General features: G+C 58.7%; 18 protein-coding genes. 3 read left to right on the top strand and 15 right to left on the bottom strand.

The genetic code is table 11. The features are described 5' to 3' along the window. Nucleotides 1–4 precede the first annotated feature (4 nt). The 8 genes from ACRZ9X_RS18525 to ACRZ9X_RS18490 form a co-directional block, all read right to left on the bottom strand. Nucleotides 5–445, bottom strand: coding sequence for a hypothetical protein (locus ACRZ9X_RS18525; RefSeq protein ID WP_480521567.1), 441 nt, complete (start codon nucleotides 443–445; stop codon nucleotides 5–7). A gap of 164 nt (nucleotides 446–609) precedes the next feature. Then, the gene (locus ACRZ9X_RS18520) at nucleotides 610–1,743 is read right to left on the bottom strand and encodes an energy transducer TonB family protein (RefSeq protein WP_480521565.1); all 1,134 of its coding nucleotides are present in this window, start codon (nucleotides 1,741–1,743) and stop codon (nucleotides 610–612) included. Next, nucleotides 1,740–2,117: an ExbD/TolR family protein gene (locus ACRZ9X_RS18515; protein WP_480521563.1), complete on the bottom strand. Its 378-nt coding sequence runs from the start codon at nucleotides 2,115–2,117 to the stop codon at nucleotides 1,740–1,742. Before ACRZ9X_RS18515 ends, ACRZ9X_RS18520 begins: the two co-directional genes overlap by 4 nt. Nucleotides 2,118–2,121: 4 nt before the next feature. Then, nucleotides 2,122–2,448: an ExbD/TolR family protein gene (locus tag ACRZ9X_RS18510; RefSeq protein ID WP_480521562.1), complete on the bottom strand. Its 327-nt coding sequence runs from the start codon at nucleotides 2,446–2,448 to the stop codon at nucleotides 2,122–2,124. 31 nt (nucleotides 2,449–2,479) lie between these two features. After that, entirely contained in the window at nucleotides 2,480–3,142 is a 663-nt protein-coding gene (locus ACRZ9X_RS18505; protein WP_480521560.1) for a MotA/TolQ/ExbB proton channel family protein, read from the bottom strand. Then, nucleotides 3,139–3,567 carry a hypothetical protein gene (locus ACRZ9X_RS18500; protein ID WP_480521558.1) on the bottom strand — a complete coding sequence of 143 codons (429 nt, stop codon included), beginning with the start codon at nucleotides 3,565–3,567 and terminating at the stop codon, nucleotides 3,139–3,141. Before ACRZ9X_RS18500 ends, ACRZ9X_RS18505 begins: the two co-directional genes overlap by 4 nt. 393 nt (nucleotides 3,568–3,960) lie before the next feature. Further along, nucleotides 3,961–4,980 carry a carbon-nitrogen hydrolase family protein gene (locus ACRZ9X_RS18495; RefSeq protein ID WP_480521556.1) on the bottom strand — a complete coding sequence of 340 codons (1,020 nt, stop codon included), beginning with the start codon at nucleotides 4,978–4,980 and terminating at the stop codon, nucleotides 3,961–3,963. A 135-nt stretch (nucleotides 4,981–5,115) separates the two neighbouring features. Beyond that, the gene (locus tag ACRZ9X_RS18490) at nucleotides 5,116–6,135 is read right to left on the bottom strand and encodes a ribose-phosphate pyrophosphokinase (protein ID WP_480521554.1); all 1,020 of its coding nucleotides are present in this window, start codon (nucleotides 6,133–6,135) and stop codon (nucleotides 5,116–5,118) included. Nucleotides 6,136–6,243: 108 nt separating this feature from the next. Here ACRZ9X_RS18490 and ACRZ9X_RS18485 point away from each other — a divergent pair, with 108 nt between their 5' ends. After that, on the top strand, nucleotides 6,244–6,846 hold the full coding sequence (locus ACRZ9X_RS18485) for a DsbA family protein (RefSeq protein ID WP_480521552.1): 603 nt from the start codon (nucleotides 6,244–6,246) through the stop codon (nucleotides 6,844–6,846). A gap of 8 nt (nucleotides 6,847–6,854) precedes the next feature. Then, nucleotides 6,855–7,670, top strand: a complete 816-nt coding sequence (locus ACRZ9X_RS18480; RefSeq protein ID WP_480521551.1) for an alpha/beta fold hydrolase — start codon at nucleotides 6,855–6,857, stop codon at nucleotides 7,668–7,670. A 55-nt stretch (nucleotides 7,671–7,725) separates the two neighbouring features. Here the strand turns inward: ACRZ9X_RS18480 and ACRZ9X_RS18475 are convergent, their stop codons facing one another. The 7 genes from ACRZ9X_RS18475 to ACRZ9X_RS18445 all read right to left on the bottom strand — a co-directional run bounded on the left by ACRZ9X_RS18475 (nucleotide 7,726) and on the right by ACRZ9X_RS18445 (nucleotide 13,875). After that, complete coding sequence (locus ACRZ9X_RS18475) at nucleotides 7,726–8,760, bottom strand: threonine aldolase family protein (protein WP_480521549.1); 1,035 nt, start codon at nucleotides 8,758–8,760, stop codon at nucleotides 7,726–7,728. Continuing rightward, a complete protein-coding gene (locus tag ACRZ9X_RS18470) occupies nucleotides 8,760–9,233 on the bottom strand; it encodes a YcgN family cysteine cluster protein (RefSeq protein ID WP_480521547.1) in 474 nt (157 codons plus the stop codon). Before ACRZ9X_RS18470 ends, ACRZ9X_RS18475 begins: the two co-directional genes overlap by 1 nt. Continuing rightward, nucleotides 9,230–10,162: a bifunctional riboflavin kinase/FAD synthetase gene (locus ACRZ9X_RS18465; RefSeq protein ID WP_480521650.1), complete on the bottom strand. Its 933-nt coding sequence runs from the start codon at nucleotides 10,160–10,162 to the stop codon at nucleotides 9,230–9,232. The genes ACRZ9X_RS18470 and ACRZ9X_RS18465 overlap by 4 nt, the downstream gene beginning before the upstream one ends. 57 nt (nucleotides 10,163–10,219) lie before the next feature. Continuing rightward, nucleotides 10,220–10,663, bottom strand: coding sequence for a MaoC family dehydratase (locus ACRZ9X_RS18460; RefSeq protein WP_480521545.1), 444 nt, complete (start codon nucleotides 10,661–10,663; stop codon nucleotides 10,220–10,222). Nucleotides 10,664–10,763: 100 nt separating this feature from the next. Further along, entirely contained in the window at nucleotides 10,764–11,639 is an 876-nt protein-coding gene (locus tag ACRZ9X_RS18455; RefSeq protein WP_480521543.1) for a TIGR01459 family HAD-type hydrolase, read from the bottom strand. A gap of 226 nt (nucleotides 11,640–11,865) precedes the next feature. Further along, the gene (locus ACRZ9X_RS18450; protein WP_480521541.1) at nucleotides 11,866–12,786 is read right to left on the bottom strand and encodes a manganese-dependent inorganic pyrophosphatase; all 921 of its coding nucleotides are present in this window, start codon (nucleotides 12,784–12,786) and stop codon (nucleotides 11,866–11,868) included. Nucleotides 12,787–12,894: 108 nt separating this feature from the next. After that, a complete protein-coding gene (locus tag ACRZ9X_RS18445; protein WP_480521539.1) occupies nucleotides 12,895–13,875 on the bottom strand; it encodes a TraB/GumN family protein in 981 nt (326 codons plus the stop codon). A 118-nt stretch (nucleotides 13,876–13,993) separates the two neighbouring features. Here ACRZ9X_RS18445 and ACRZ9X_RS18440 point away from each other — a divergent pair, with 118 nt between their 5' ends. Beyond that, entirely contained in the window at nucleotides 13,994–14,680 is a 687-nt protein-coding gene (locus tag ACRZ9X_RS18440) for a DUF2161 domain-containing phosphodiesterase (RefSeq protein ID WP_480521537.1), read from the top strand. The last annotated feature ends 51 nt before the right edge of the window (nucleotides 14,681–14,731 follow it).

Raw genomic sequence — 14,731 nt, 5'->3', positions numbered from 1 at the left:
GTTTTCAGTACCGGTGGTAGCGATTGGATTTATAGCGGTAATGATGTCCGCGATATGATTTGCCTTTGTATTTTGAGCGGCCAAACTTGGAGTATGGGGTGTAGTATCCCTTCTGTTTCTTCACAGGTTTGACTTTGTGCTTCTTCGATTTGTGTTTTTTGAATGAGCCGTATTTGAACTTGTAGCTGAATTTGCTTTTGATGCTGCTCGCCTTGACGACGGGCACCTTAGCGACCGCCGTGGTGGGTAGGTCTTGCGGTACAATGCCAAAGTGGCGGTGAATCTGTGGCGTTCCACTCGCATCCTGCACTGCAACGGCAGGAACTGATTTAAAGCCTGTGTCATGAATGATGGGCTGATCGTCGTGCTGTGTCGCATGTCCTGCGACACCGCTGGCAAGCAAAATTGCGGTGGCCAGCAGATGAGCTGTTTTGATCCGTTTCATCATGCCTCCTTAATCTGACCCGTTTGGGGCCTGAAACCAAGGTGGGGATTATGGCGCAAATTCCCCAATAAACCCTGATAACAGGTCAGCTATGTCGCGAGAGGGGTGCCCGTTGTCTGTCGATCCAAAATCGCAGTATTCACAAAACGATTCTTCCGTGGCCGTTAACTGTTTTGGTAAAAGAACGACAGTTTTCGGCTGACTCCACCGGGCGGGGGCGGGAAGGGGGCGGCTGCCCGGACCTGATCTTTGGCGGCGCGGTCGATCTCGCGCGAGCCTGAACTGTCGATGATATCGACCCATGCCAGCGACCCGTCCGGGCTGATCTCGAAAAACACGCGGGCAAAGCCGCGCGATGACACAAAAATGGTAGGCGCCCGGTTCAAGTGAACCAGAACACGCCCCGCGTAATTGGTCCGGTCCGAATTTCCGGTGCTCCGTCCGCCCGAACTGTTGCCGGTATTGCCACCAGTAAAGGTATCGACACCCTCACGCCGATAGGTGGTCAGTGGCGATTCAATCACCTGACTGGGAAAGCGCAGGCTGGCAAATTCATCGGACCCGTTGGGTGCGCCCGCCCGTTCCGTCGAAGGAGGACGCTCGGGCAGGCGGGGGCGGAGTGAGGCCGTCACAGCCTGTTCCGTCGCTTCGGCGTCTTCCTGGGGCTCCACGATCTCGGGCTCGACCTGTGTCTGCTCAAGCGGCACTACGGGGATGGTCGCTTCGGGTGTCGGTGTCACGACCGGAGCAGGCAAGGCCGCGATCTGTTGCGCAGGCTCGGCAACCGGGTTGTCCTGCGCCGTGTCGATGGGTTCGGTGGTCTCGACGCTCGTTCCCTGCGGAACTTCAGTGACAGTGTCGGGCTCAACTGGGGGTGTTTCCGACACATCGTCGCTTGCAGCGCCGTCCCCGTCCGTCGGATCCACCGCTTGCGTTTCTTCAGCCTCGGAAGTGACCGGTTGCACCACATCGCTTTCCCCGAAATCCGGCGAGGGAACATTTTGCGGGTTTTCGGCGGCGACCAGCGCCTCGCTGACGGGGATTTCCGCCGGTTCGGGTTCCGGCTGCGGCGCCTCTTCTACCGGCGGCTCGGGGGCTTCGGCTGTTTCAGGCTCGACCGGCTCGGGGGCGGTATCTGCCAGATCTTCAAACGCGCTGCCGAGCTCAACAGCGTCGGAATTGCCGGTGTTCGACGCCTCTTCGGATCGGGGCGTCGCGGTCATTGTCAGGCCGTAAACATGTGCCACGACCGATAGCAATACGGCCAGCATGGCAACAAAGACCGACCCGCGTATCATTGCAGCGCCTTTTCGGTCACCAGAAACACCGACGCTGCCCCATTGCGGCGAAGCTCGCTGGTCACCTCGATCAGGCGCGGACCCGGAACATCCCGGTCGGGAACAATGCGGACGGGCCCGGTTTCATGATCCGCCATATAGGCCAGCGGGTCCGTCTGTACCCCGCGAAAGCTCAGCGTGCCGTCTTTGTGCAGGACCAATGCGTCCGGCGGCTCTCGGCCGTCCAGATCATCTGTGCTGACAAGCTCCAGTTCGGGATCCAAAGGCACAGCGACGGTTCCGGCAATTAGAAAGAAAACGAGCATCAGAAACACGACATTGATCAATGCAATCGTCGAGTCGCGTTTGCGCCGTTTTTGCGTCTGACGGATCATCGGCTCATTCCAACACCAGTACGCTCAGACCCTCGCGCCCGCGCAACCTGACCAGCAGGTCAACAACCCGTTGGGCGGATGTGTCAGGGTCTAGACTGACCAGAACCTGTCCCTGCGTGAGCTCATCCGCCAGCGCGTCAAGCTCCAACAGAGCGCCGTTCAGCGTCAGGCGCTCGGCCCCAAGTTGGACGAACACACGCTCGGCGGGTTCGTCCGAGCTTGCGGTTCCGGCGGTCGCGTTGCTCAGCTCGATTTCGGCAAATCTTGAGAATGTCGATGTCAGCATGAAGAACAGCAACAACAGGAAAATGACATCGATGAGAGGGGTCATCGACAGGGGCCGTCGAACAAACGGGGCCCGGTTACGCATGGCTCGGCGTGGCTGTGGCGGGCTGCATCTCGGCCGCGGTTATGGTCTGGCCCGGCACCAGAATGGTGCGCAACGCCTTGTCGGCGAACACCCGTTCGCGTGCGGTTCGGCTTTCGAACCACGACAATACCATCGAGGTCGGCATGGCCACCGCAAGCCCCACTGCCGTCGTTACCAGTGCCACCCAGATGCCGCCTGCCAACAGCGACGGATCGACCGACGATCCGGCGGATTGCAGGCTTTGGAAGGCTTCGATCATGCCCAGAACTGTCCCGAACAACCCCAGCAGCGGGGCCAGCTGCGCGACGGTGTCCAGCAGGCGAAAGCCGCGTTCAAGGCCCGCAAGTGCAAGCCCGGCCTCGGCATCCAGCCGGTCATTCAGGCCCGGTGTCTGCGGCGCGTCCATCGCGGCTGCCACCAGGGGCGCAAGATAGCTGTGGCTATCCGACAGGCGCGCGCGGGCGGTCTGGCGATCGCCTGCGTCCCACGCGTCCAGCGCCTGGGACAGAACACGGTGCCGCCCGACCCCCGAGGCCGCAAATTGCCAGAGTTTGTAAAGCGTGACCGCCAGCGTCAGAACTGACATCACGATCAGGATGGCAACAACCGGCCCGCCCAGGGCCAGAATTTCGCGCAGGGCGTCCAAAAAGCTCATCCGATCAGCTCCACTTTGACCCGGCTGCGCAGGGTAAGCGCTTCGCGGCAGACCGAGCTGTTGGCCCCGCCGACGATGCAGGTGCTGGCCCCGTTGATCAGGGTCTGCCCGACGGAGTCGCAGGACATGCCCGCAAGATCAAACTGCCGAACACGAGGCCGGTCCGCTGGCAAATCGCGAAAGTCGAACAGCGACAGGCTGACCACACTGCCGGCGGCGTCGAATATCACGGTTTCGAACACGGCCTTGTCGATGGATGTGCCCGTGTCGTTTCGGGCCAGAAAGGTCAGGCGGCAGGCTCCGTTGACATCCTGCACGGTGTTCAGCTCAAGATTGAGACCCGGTGACGATGCCTCCTGCGCGTGAAGGATTGCGGGGAACGCACCTGCAAGGAGGGCGAAAAGAGCGAGGCGGCGAAACAACATACGAAAGGCTCCGGTTGGCTCTGCGCTAGATGTGGATGGTTGCCGGGCTTGGCAACCTCTGTAACCGACATATCCCAGTCCCTGTGACGGTGAAAGGGTCACAGACGGCAATGTGAAGGCTGCGTGCGCAGGCACTTGCCGATAAACTTGGCGTTTTTCTGATAGCTGAATAGGGACGGGGGCGCAGCCGTCGCTTTCCCGCGCCTAAAATCTCACGCAGAGTAACGTCGCGATCACCCCGTCAAATGGGCCGATCATTCGCCATTTTTTCCGATGCCAGCCGTAGGCGGGTGCAACCCGTTTGATCTGGCCAGTCTATTGTATCGGCGGGCGACATGTGCGCGCGCGACCGTTATAGCCGCGCGCCCTGTCCCTCAATATGCCGCTGGAAACTCAGCTGGATGGTGCTTGAGTCTCAGATGTTCCCGCAGGTTCCGACATTTGGGTCTCGCGCGCGTATTCATTGTCAAATGCCATGACGGGTGGGCTTGGCTTGTTGTTGAACATCAATCGGAACACATCCGGGCGCGAATAGTGGCCACAGGGGTCTGCGGCGGCTTTGCCAATGGCGATCATGTTCAGATCGATATCTGCGATGACCAGACCTTCCTGGTCCGGAGCAAGATTTTCGCCCAGCGGGGACCCATCCGGCCCGAAGATGCGGGCATAACCCCCGCCGGGTTTCAGCAACTGCTGCTTGACCGGAGTGTCACACAGAAATTCGATCATTTTATCCGACACGGTGGCGCAGGCTGCCAGCACGAAACACTGACCCTCCACCGCGTACATCCGGCTGGCGGCCGTGTTCACCTCGGGTCCCAACGCGTAAGCACCGCCTTCGTAGACCGAGAAACTGGGCCAGGCAGCAACGTGGATCTGTTCGTTCTGGGCATACATCGCGTATTTGTTCAATGGTTGGATATGTTCCCAGCAGCACAGCGCACCGACCCGGCCAAGCTCTGTGTCATACACGACCATGTCGCTGCCATCACCCTCACCATAAACGGTGCGTTCCACATGAGTGGGTTTCAGCTTGCGACGGCGCGAGATAACCTCGCCATCCGAGCCATAGTGCCACTGCCCCATGTAAAGCGTGCCGCCCACATTCCACGACAGGCCCATGACGACATGAATGCTGTTGTCTTTTGCAGCTTTGGCCAGCCGCTTGTCCTGTTCGCTGCCCGCAACCATCGAGTTGGCCACATATTGCGGAACAAGCGGCATATACATCGCGGTGGCGTCCAGCCAGATGTACCACGGGTAGCCCGGCAACCAAGTTTCGGGAAACGCGATAATTTTCGCGCCTTGGGCAGCAGCGTCTTCGATCAGTTTGATCGCCTTGTCGACACCCGCGTCCAAATCCAGAAACTCGGGCGCTGCCTGAACCGCGGCGGCCTTGAACGGTGCAATCATCTTGATGTCCTCCCACCTTCAATCTGTCAGGTGGGAGTTTGCCATATCACGGATTTGCCCGGGTCTCAGTTCGGGCGGAAAAAGCACTCAGATTGAGCGGTGGAGCGGTCGGTTCTGCCGTTCACAAGGCCTGACCTAGTCCCTTTGATACATCGACTCATAGATCGGTGTCAGCGTTTTGTCCTCGAACAGAGACGAGACACTGGTGCCGTTCCAGATATTCAGGATTGCCTGCGTGAAGATCGGCGCAGTCGGCACGATACGGATGTTCTTGGCTTGCGCGACTTCTTTGGTGGGCTGAATCGTGTCGGACAGGACCAGCGATTTCATCACCGAACTGGTGACACGTTCGACTGCGGGTCCGCTCATGACGCCATGGGTGATATAGGAATGAACTTCCTTCGCTCCGTTATCCATCAGCACCTGTGCCGCTTTGCACAGGGTTCCGGCAGTGTCGCAGATGTCGTCGATGATCAGGCAGATCTTGTCCTTCACGTCGCCGATTACCGTCATCTCGGCCACTTCGCCCGCTTTCTCGCGACGTTTGTCCACGATTGACAAGGGTGCGTTGATCCGCTTCGCCAATTCGCGTGCGCGGGCGACACCGCCTACATCCGGTGAGACCACCATAATCTCGTCCATTTGGCCCTTGAACTGGTTTTTCACGTCCAGCGCAAAGATCGGCGAGGCATAAAGATTGTCGACCGGCATATCGAAAAAGCCCTGAATCTGGGCCGCGTGCAGATCCATGGTCAGGATACGCTCGATCCCGGCTCCGGTCAGCATGTTGGCAACCAGTTTGGCACTGATGGGCGTGCGCGCTTTGGTGCGCCGATCCTGACGGGCATAACCGAAATACGGTATCACGGCAGTGATGCGCTGGGCCGACGATCTGCGCAACGCGTCGGCGATGATCAGAAGTTCCATCAGGTTGTCATTGGCCGGGTTCGAGGTCGGCTGGACGATGAACATATCCTCGCCGCGCACATTCTCGAAAACCTCGACGAAAATCTCGCCGTCATTGAACCGTTCAACCCGTGCATCGACCAATCCCTGATCGACACCACGATACAGGCTCATACGGCGGGCAATGGTTTCGGCAAGCGGAAGATTGGCGTTCCCAGCGATAAGCTTGGGTTCGTTGAGTGTCGGCATCGGCTGATATCCCCGGGCAGCAAAGGCTAATGTGACAGATTCGTGATGTTGACACCGCTTAGCATGGCCTTACCGTCCCGCAAAGATAACGAAGCGGAGAAAGTGAAGATGGCCCATATCGACTATTATTTTGCGACAATCTCGCCATATACCTACCTTGCGGGAACCCGGCTTGAGGAGGTCGCGGCCAAACACGGTGCCACGATCACCTACAAACCGCTGGATATCATGGGATTGTTCGCACGCACCGGCGGCACCGCGCCGAAGGACCGGCATGTGTCGCGGGTCGAGTACCGGGCGCAGGAATTGCAGCGTCAGGCAAAGAACCTGGGGATGGAATTCAACATTCAACCGGCGCATTGGCCCACCAATATGGCCCCATCTTCCTATGCCGTGATCGCGGCGGCCAGGGACGGGTCGGGCGATGTGGGTCAGCTTGTGCATTCCCTGCTGCGCGCCTGCTGGGCCGAAGAAAAAGACATCGCAGAGGATACCGTGATCCGGGATTGCCTCAGCCAGGCCGGCTTTGATCCAAACCTTGCTGATAGTGGATTGCTGGAGGGCGCGGAAACCTATGCCGCCAATCTGGAAGAGGCCGTGGATCGCGGCGCTTTTGGTGCGCCGTTCTATATCACCGAGGACGGTCAGCGCTTTTGGGGGCAGGACAAGCTGCAGGATCTGGATCGTCATCTGACCGAAACTAAGGCCTGACGATCTGTATGGACGTCCCTGACGCACCGTTCGTCAGAACATTGGGACAGGGCGGGCGCACAGCGCTTGCCCTGCATTGCACACTGGCGCATTCCGGCGCCTGGGTCGGTCTGGCCACCGCGATGCGGGATCAGGTCACACTCATCGCGCCGGATATGCCGTCACATGGGCGAAGCCGGGATTGGGACGGGCAGGGCGACGTTTTCGACCTCATTACCGCTCAATTCACCGCGCTTCTGAATGAACCCATGGATGTTATCGGGCATTCATTCGGCGCGGTGGTGGCCCTGTCGCTTGCGACTAGGCACCCTGACCTGATCCGTACCCTGACCCTGATCGAGCCGGTCTTTTTCGCAATCGCCGCCGCCGACGCGCCAGAGCTTATGGCGCAACATGATGCCGATGCCCGGCCTTATATTGAGGCGTTGGAGAGGGCAGATGTGACACTTGCCGCCAGGCTATTCAACCGAATGTGGAGCGTAGGCGACAGCCCGCGCTGGCCCGATCTGTCCGACAGAACCCGCGCCGCGATGTCGCGAGGCATGGCCATCGTGCCAGCGGTCGACAAAGTTCTGTTCAAGGATCACAAAGGTATGCTCACCCCCGGGGTTTTTGAACGCGTAACCATGCCGGTCCTGATCCTGCACGGCAGCCTGACGCACCCTGTCATCCCCGCAATCTGTCAGGGTCTTGGCCGCCGTTTACCCAAAGCGCACGTGGCAACCATTGCCGGCGCGGGACATATGCTGCCGATTTCGCACCCGGTGCTTGCGGCAGAAAAGATCCGGAATGTCTGGGTCACCCGCCCCCCTTCTTCTGTTTAAAAATACCTCGGGGGAGACGCGGCTTGCCGCGGCGGGGGCAGAGCCCCCATACCGCTCACAACAAAGCTATAAAGCGGTCGATTTCGTCTGTCGCAAGCGACCAGTCACAGACCATCCGGCAGGTCAGCAATTCATCCTCATCCGCACCTTCCAAAGACCCGCCCCACAGATGATAGGCCACGCCGGCATCATGCAGCACCTTGTGCTGGCGGCGCGGCAGGTCAGCAAATACGATGTTGGCCTGCGGCTCATGTGCGAATTTTGCCCCGGCCGCGCGCAGACCCTCAACAAGCCTTGCACAATTGGCATTGGCTTTGCGCGCGGATCTCAGCCACAGATCATCGCGCAGATAAGCAGCCATCTGCGCCGACAGATATCGATGTTTTGAAAACAGATGCGCCGCCCGCTTGCGCCGCAACTCAAACTCCCAGGCCTTGCTTTGATCGAAGAACACAACGGCCTCGACCCCCATCAACCCATTCTTGGTGCCGCCGAAACTCACCGCATCGACGCCTGCTTTCCATGTCATCTCCGCCGCCGAGCAATTCAGCGCCACCAGAGCGTTTGCAAATCGCGCACCGTCCAGATGCACCGGCAGGCCATAGTCCTTGGCGACGCTACAAACGGCTTGTAACTCGGACAGGGAATAGACCGATCCGCGTTCGGTCACTTGCGTAATCGATACCGGGCCACGCTGAGGTCCATGCACACCGCGGGTTTCTTCCGCCAATATGCAACCGCGCAAGGCGTCCGGGTCCATCTTGTCTCTGCCCGGAACCAACGTAAGCTTGGCGCCGCTGTAAAACTCAGGCGCGTTGCACTCATCTTCATGAATATGGGATACCGGCGAACAGAATACAGTCTCCCACGGCTGAGCCAGCGTCGCCAAAACCAGTGAGTTGGCTGCTGTTCCCGTCGCCACCAGATATACAGCGGCGTCCGGTGCCTCGAATATCGTCCGAATGCGCTCCCGCACCTCATCCATCAGCGTGTCGGCACCGTAAGCCATCTGATAGCCCGAGTTGGCCTCGGTCAGTGCGGCCAGCACTTCGGGATGAACAGGCCCGGAATTGTCAGAGGCAAAGTGCATCAGAACGGCTCCTCAATGATATAGTCTTCCCATTCTTCCATGGGAGTTTCGAACTCGGACACCGTGCGTCCCTGAACCGAGACCCCGGCGGCGTGCACACTGTCCGGCGTACCAGATATCAACGGATGCCAGTCGTAAAGCGGTTTCCCCTCCCACAGCAACCGATAGGCGCAGGTTTGGGGCAACCAATAGGCGTGGTTGTCGATGTTATCGGGCTTCATCACGATGCATTCCGGCACGAACTGGTGACGGATGTCGTATTGGGTGCAGCGACAGGACTCGTCATCCAGCAAACGGCAGGCCACACAGGTCAGTGCAACCTCACCCGAGTCCTCGTCTTCCAGTTTGTTAAGGCAGCATTTTCCGCAGCCGTCGCACAGCGCTTCCCATTCCTGCTGGTTCATCTTTCGCAGGGGTTTGCGTTCCCAGAAGCGAGGGCTCAGACCGGTGCGGTCGATCGGGTCACGTGTCATGACGCGGCCAGTATCGCGCGCGCCTTGACACAGTCGGCATCCATTTGCGCGACCAGCCCGCCCAGCCCGTCAAAGGTCTGTTCCGGGCGCAGGTATTCGACCAGACCAACCGAAAGTGTCGCGCCATAAAGATCGCCAGAGAAATCGAAAAGGAACGTCTCGATATTGGGCACTTCACCCTGAAACATCGGTCGGGTTCCGATCGACGCCGCCCCTTGGTAGCTGCCCTGATGGGGCCCATCCAATACATCGACCAGAACGGCATAGACGCCATATTTGGGCGGATGCAGCCCTTCGATGGACATGTTCGCAGTGGGATAGCCCAGTTCACGTCCCATCTGCTCGCCACCAATCACTTTGCCTTCGATCCGGTGCCAATGCCCCAGCATCGACGCCGCATCGCGCGGGCGGCCTTCGGAAAGTGCGGTGCGGATTGCGGTGGAAGACACAACATTCCGGGACCGCTCCATCAAGGGCGCAATTGTCACCCCAAACCCCATGTCCTGTCCAAACCGGGCCATATCCTGCGCAGTTCCGCTGCGGCCTTTGCCAAAGCAGAAGTCTGAACCGACCACAACATGCGACAACCCCAACCCGCTACAAATCACGTTTCGGGCAAATTCCTGCGGCGTGAGCCCCGCCAGAGCAGCGTTGAACGGTAATTCATAAAGCTTCTGAACGCCCAGCTTCTCAAGTCGGTGCGCCCGTGCATTGCCCCGCATCAACCGGAAGGGCGGGGTCTCGGGGGCAAAAAACTCGCGCGGATGCGGTTCAAATGTCATCACTCCCAAAGGCGCATCAGGGGCTGCGATGCGGGCCAGATCGATGACGGATTGGTGCCCGATGTGAACGCCATCGAAATTCCCGATCGCGACGCTTGCGCCACGGTCTTCAGGGTCGACAAACTGAAAATCCCGGATGATTTGCATAAGCCTGTGGGTAGCCGGGCTATGCAACGAGTTCAAGGCCTTCTCAGGCCATCGGACTTAGTCGAACTTGCGGGATGGGGCCAATACCATAGCTTCGCCCACCAGCACTTTTTTACCTCCGACGGCACAATGGCAATCCAGCTTCACGCGCCGCTTGGAAAAGTCGATGTCGATCACCTTGACTTCGGCATAAACCATGTCCCCGGGACGTACGGGCGCCAGGAATTTCAACGACTGGCCCATGTAAACCGTTCCATGTCCCGGCAGTTGTTCACCGATGACGGCCGATATCAGCCCCGCGGTCAGCATCCCATGCGCGATGCGGCCTTCAAAGATCGTGTCGCGGGCGTAATCATCATCCAGATGCACTGGGTTCCGGTCGGTCGAAACCTGCGCGAACATCTCGATATCTTCGTCCGTCACCACTTTGCGCAAGTGGCGGGTCATGCCCATTTCGATGTCTTCGATGCAGATCGTGCCGCGCGGAAGATTGTCCAACATGTCACCCTCATTCAGATTCGGAAGGCAACAAAAAATCTTTAGTTACCCATATTGGGTAACTTTATTACTTTGCAACTGCAGAAAATCAAGAGTTTTCTGACTACCGCAAGCGGCCAATCGTGTAGGTTGGATTGATATTCTCTCTTTCGATATAAGAGGTTAAGGAATCGTGGTGCGGGTGGTGCGACGTTTTGGTCTCGGCGGCGGCCAGCCCGCCAGAGATGAAAAGAGAATCAATCCCTTCGCCCATACCCCCCAGAATGTCCGTGTGTGGCCCGTCGCCGATCACCAGAATATCGTCATCAGAGATATCATGGCCCAATTCCTGCAACCTGCGCCGCGCCAGATCGTAGATCGGTGGATGTGGTTTCCCGAAATACAGGCTCTCGCCACCCATCTCGGTATAAAGCCGCGCCAGAGCCCCGGCGCACCATTCCCGTACCTCGCCGCGATCCACGACAATATCGGGGTTGGCACAAAGCAGCTTCATGCCTTTTTGCTTTGCGTACAGGAAATCAGCACGATTGATTTCTGGGTTAGCCATGGGATCAAAGGGGCCGCAACAGACGATCCCTTCGGCCTGGTCCAGCGGGACACGCTCAATCCGGATCGGATGATGTAGCAGTTTCAGGGGCTCAAAAAAACCGGCGTCCCGAGTCCATTCTCCCATGAAATAGACCTTTTCGCCCACCGCACCCCGAAACATGGCGGACCTTGCAGAATCCCCGCTGGTGGCAATGGTGTCATAGGCATCGACAGGTACGCCGAACTGCCGCAATTGCTCGCTCACACCAGCGCGCGGTTTCGGAGAATTGGTAACCAGAACCACGATTCCACCTGCGTGGCGATAGTCTTGCAAGGCCGCCACAGCCTCGGGATAGGCTGTGATGCCGTTGTGAACACAACCCCAAAGATCAACAAAAAGCGCTTTGTAGCGGTTGGAAATTTCGGACAGCGCGTGAATGATCTGAGTCATGTTTGGCCTCTGTTGACGCGGAAGCAATATCCCATCAGCCTATGACAGAGGACGTCCGGTTTGGCCAGTAGGGGGCTTTGCCCCCGCCGCCCTGCGGGCGACTCCCCCAGGATATTTTTGGCCAGATGAAGCAGGGGATCCTTCATTCATCTGGCTTCAAATCTCCCGGAGCGCGAGGCAGAGCCTCGCAAAAAGTTGCGCCCGAACCGGGCACTGTTGATCGGGATCAGACCTTGAGGTTGGGGATGATCTGTTTTTTCCGGCTCATGATACCCGGCAGCACCACGGCGTTACCTTCGACTGATGCGCCAAAGCTTTTCTCGGCGACGGATTTTACCAGATCATTGGGCACCAGCAGTGTCGCCTCTTCGTTCAGGATGTCGACAACGAACAGAAGAACCTGATCCACGCCATCTTCTTTGGCAACATCCACCATCGATTCTGCCAGGCTGTCTTTGCGGTCCAGCACAACGCCCGGGGCAGTGGTTTCCAGAACTGAGACGCGGAATTTGGTGCCGTCGACTTCGTATTCTTTGCTGTCCATGCGGATCAGTTCCGCGTCCGAGAATGTCGAGACGTCAGACTTGGCCGCAAACATCTCAGCGGCATAAGTTGGAATATCGAGTTCCAGCTCAGCGGCCAGTTTCTCGGCAACAGTGCGGTCGTGGGCTGTTGTGGTCGGAGACCGGAATTCCAGCGTGTCCGAGAGGATGCATGTCAGGGCCGCGCCTTTGATGGCGTCGGGCATTTTCGCGACATCGGCACCGATCATATCGATCATGATGGTTGCGGTGCAGGCCAGCGGACGCACGGTTATATCGATCGGTCCTTTGGTTTCAAGCCCGCCGACCAGTTTGTGGTGGTCGATGATGGCGCGGATGTCGGCATTGTTGATGTTGTCGGGCAGTTCGGCGGGGTTGTTGGTGTCAACGATGACAACAGCTGTGTCCTCGGCCACCTCAGAGATGATGCGAGGCTTTGGCAGGTCCCATTCCTGCAACATGAACGCGGCTTCGGTGTTGGGCTCACCCAGTAAAACAGGCTCGACCGCCTGACCTTTGACTTCGTTCAGGTACCAGGACCACAGGATCGGGGATCCAGTGGAATCGGTGTCGGGGGATTTGTGGCCAAATACGAGAGTTGTCATGTCAGAGTCCTGAGGATGGTAGATTTGCGCGCCTTATAGGGACGTCTGGCACGGATGTCACCTGTACTTGCGCCCCCTGCGACGAAGGGTGTTTTTTAACCGTTACGCTCAGAAGTGTGCGCGTTGCAGGTCGTACCCGGCATGCCGCAACAGGTTCAGCAATCCGTGGTCTCCGGCCAGATGCCCGGCCCCGACAGCGATCACAGCCGTCTGATCCTGAATTTCCAGAATGTGGGCCATCCAGTTGTTGTTGCGTTGCACCAGCAATTGCTGTTCGAACCCGTCCCATTCGGCGTCAAATTCGGCCTGGGTCAGTCCGGACTGCCCGGCCCCTTGCAGGCGGGCCAGTTGAATGATCTCGGCGTGTTTCTCTTCGAGATAGGCGTTTGCCATTGTCGCCAGCTGATCCTCGCCAGCCTGCAGAGCTCCGGCCAGACGGATCAGCGATTGCACCTGATCCTCCAGCGAATGGCTGTCGAACATAGCCATCAGATCATCGATCTGTTCCAACGAGCGCTGCGGGATACCGCGCGCTTCGGCCAGTTCGGTCAGGCGGGCATCCATACCGCGATCCGCGTCCGGGTTTTGCATCATGCAAGGTGGGATGCCCAGCATCATGCTGAGGAACCAGGGGCGCATTTTGGCGGCCATCCAGCCCGGTATGCCGCGCTCGGCCAACGTGGCGGACAGGGCAGCCCAGTCCTTTTCGGGCATCATGTCGATCAGGGTAGGGCCCGAGGTGATCATGACCGGGCTGAGATCCTTGGCCAGTCCCTGTTCAAAATCGGCCATCTGTTCCTGGGTCACTTCGAAATAGAATGTGTCAGCCGACCCAAGAACGGGGGCGAGCCGCTCAACAACCGCATCCATGCGCGCGTCGTTGGTGTGGAGCGTTCCGACCAGATGCAAGACCGTGTCGCCTTTACGCGCCACCCAGTGATTGCCCTCGGGAAACGGGATGTCGGTCAGTGCGGCTTGCAGCTCGGCGTGTTCTTCCGGCGTCATGTCCAGTCGCAGGTCGCGCCCTTCGCAAGCGGCGTGCACGCAGACCGGTAAAACAAGAAAGATAAAGCTGAGTAGAAAACGCATGCGGATATCCCGGCAACATCAGGTTTGCACAGACATTGCCCGGCCCCGTGCCGGGGTTCAAGGCCAGTCTGTCATCAGGGTCGCTGGCATTTCCCGCCAAATGGCCTAGCATGGCCGCATGGAGCGTGAGCAGGATCTATATCCGCCCATAAAGGCGCTGTTAGAACGCCAGGGCTACACTGTCAAAGGCGAGGTCGGCGCCGCTGATATTGTCGCCGTCCGGGGTGAAGATGAGCCGGTGATCGTAGAATTGAAGCTCCGGTTCTCGTTGGCTTTGTTTCATCAGGCGATCGCGCGTCTGAAATTGACGGATCAGGTATATATCGGTGTCTGCAAGCCCAAAGGGCGCTCGGCGCGCCGGGCGCTCAGGGACAATCTGGCGCTCTGCCGCAGGTTGGGTCTGGGCCTGATTACCGTGCGCGCCGATGGTGTTGTCGAGGTGCAGTGCGACCCCGGTCCGTTTGCGCCGCGCAAAAGTAAAGAAAAGGCGGCGCGATTGCTGCGCGCGTTCGAGCGCCTTGAGGGCGATCCCAACGCGGGCGGCGCGACACGGCACGGAATTGTCACCGCCTACCGTCAGGATGCATTGAAATGCGCGGCTCATCTTGCGGAAAGCGGTGCCTGCAGGGGGGCGGATGTCGCCCGCGCTACGGGCGTTTCCGTAGCTACCCGTTTGATGCGCGAGAACCACTACGGGTGGTTCGAAAAAGTGGAAAAGGGCGTCTACGCTCTGTCAGATGCTGGGTCGGAAGGCTTGAAACACTGGGCCTATAGCTGGGACCAGCCCGACGAGACCGGTTTGTAAAAATATTTCTATCACAGCTTGTTGACTCGGCACTTTCCACCCCCTAGCTAT

The organism is Ruegeria sp. AL1 (assembly GCF_056540905.1).
The sequence above is the reverse complement of the archived record's forward strand: the minus strand, read 5'-3'. Positions and strand labels throughout refer to the sequence as shown.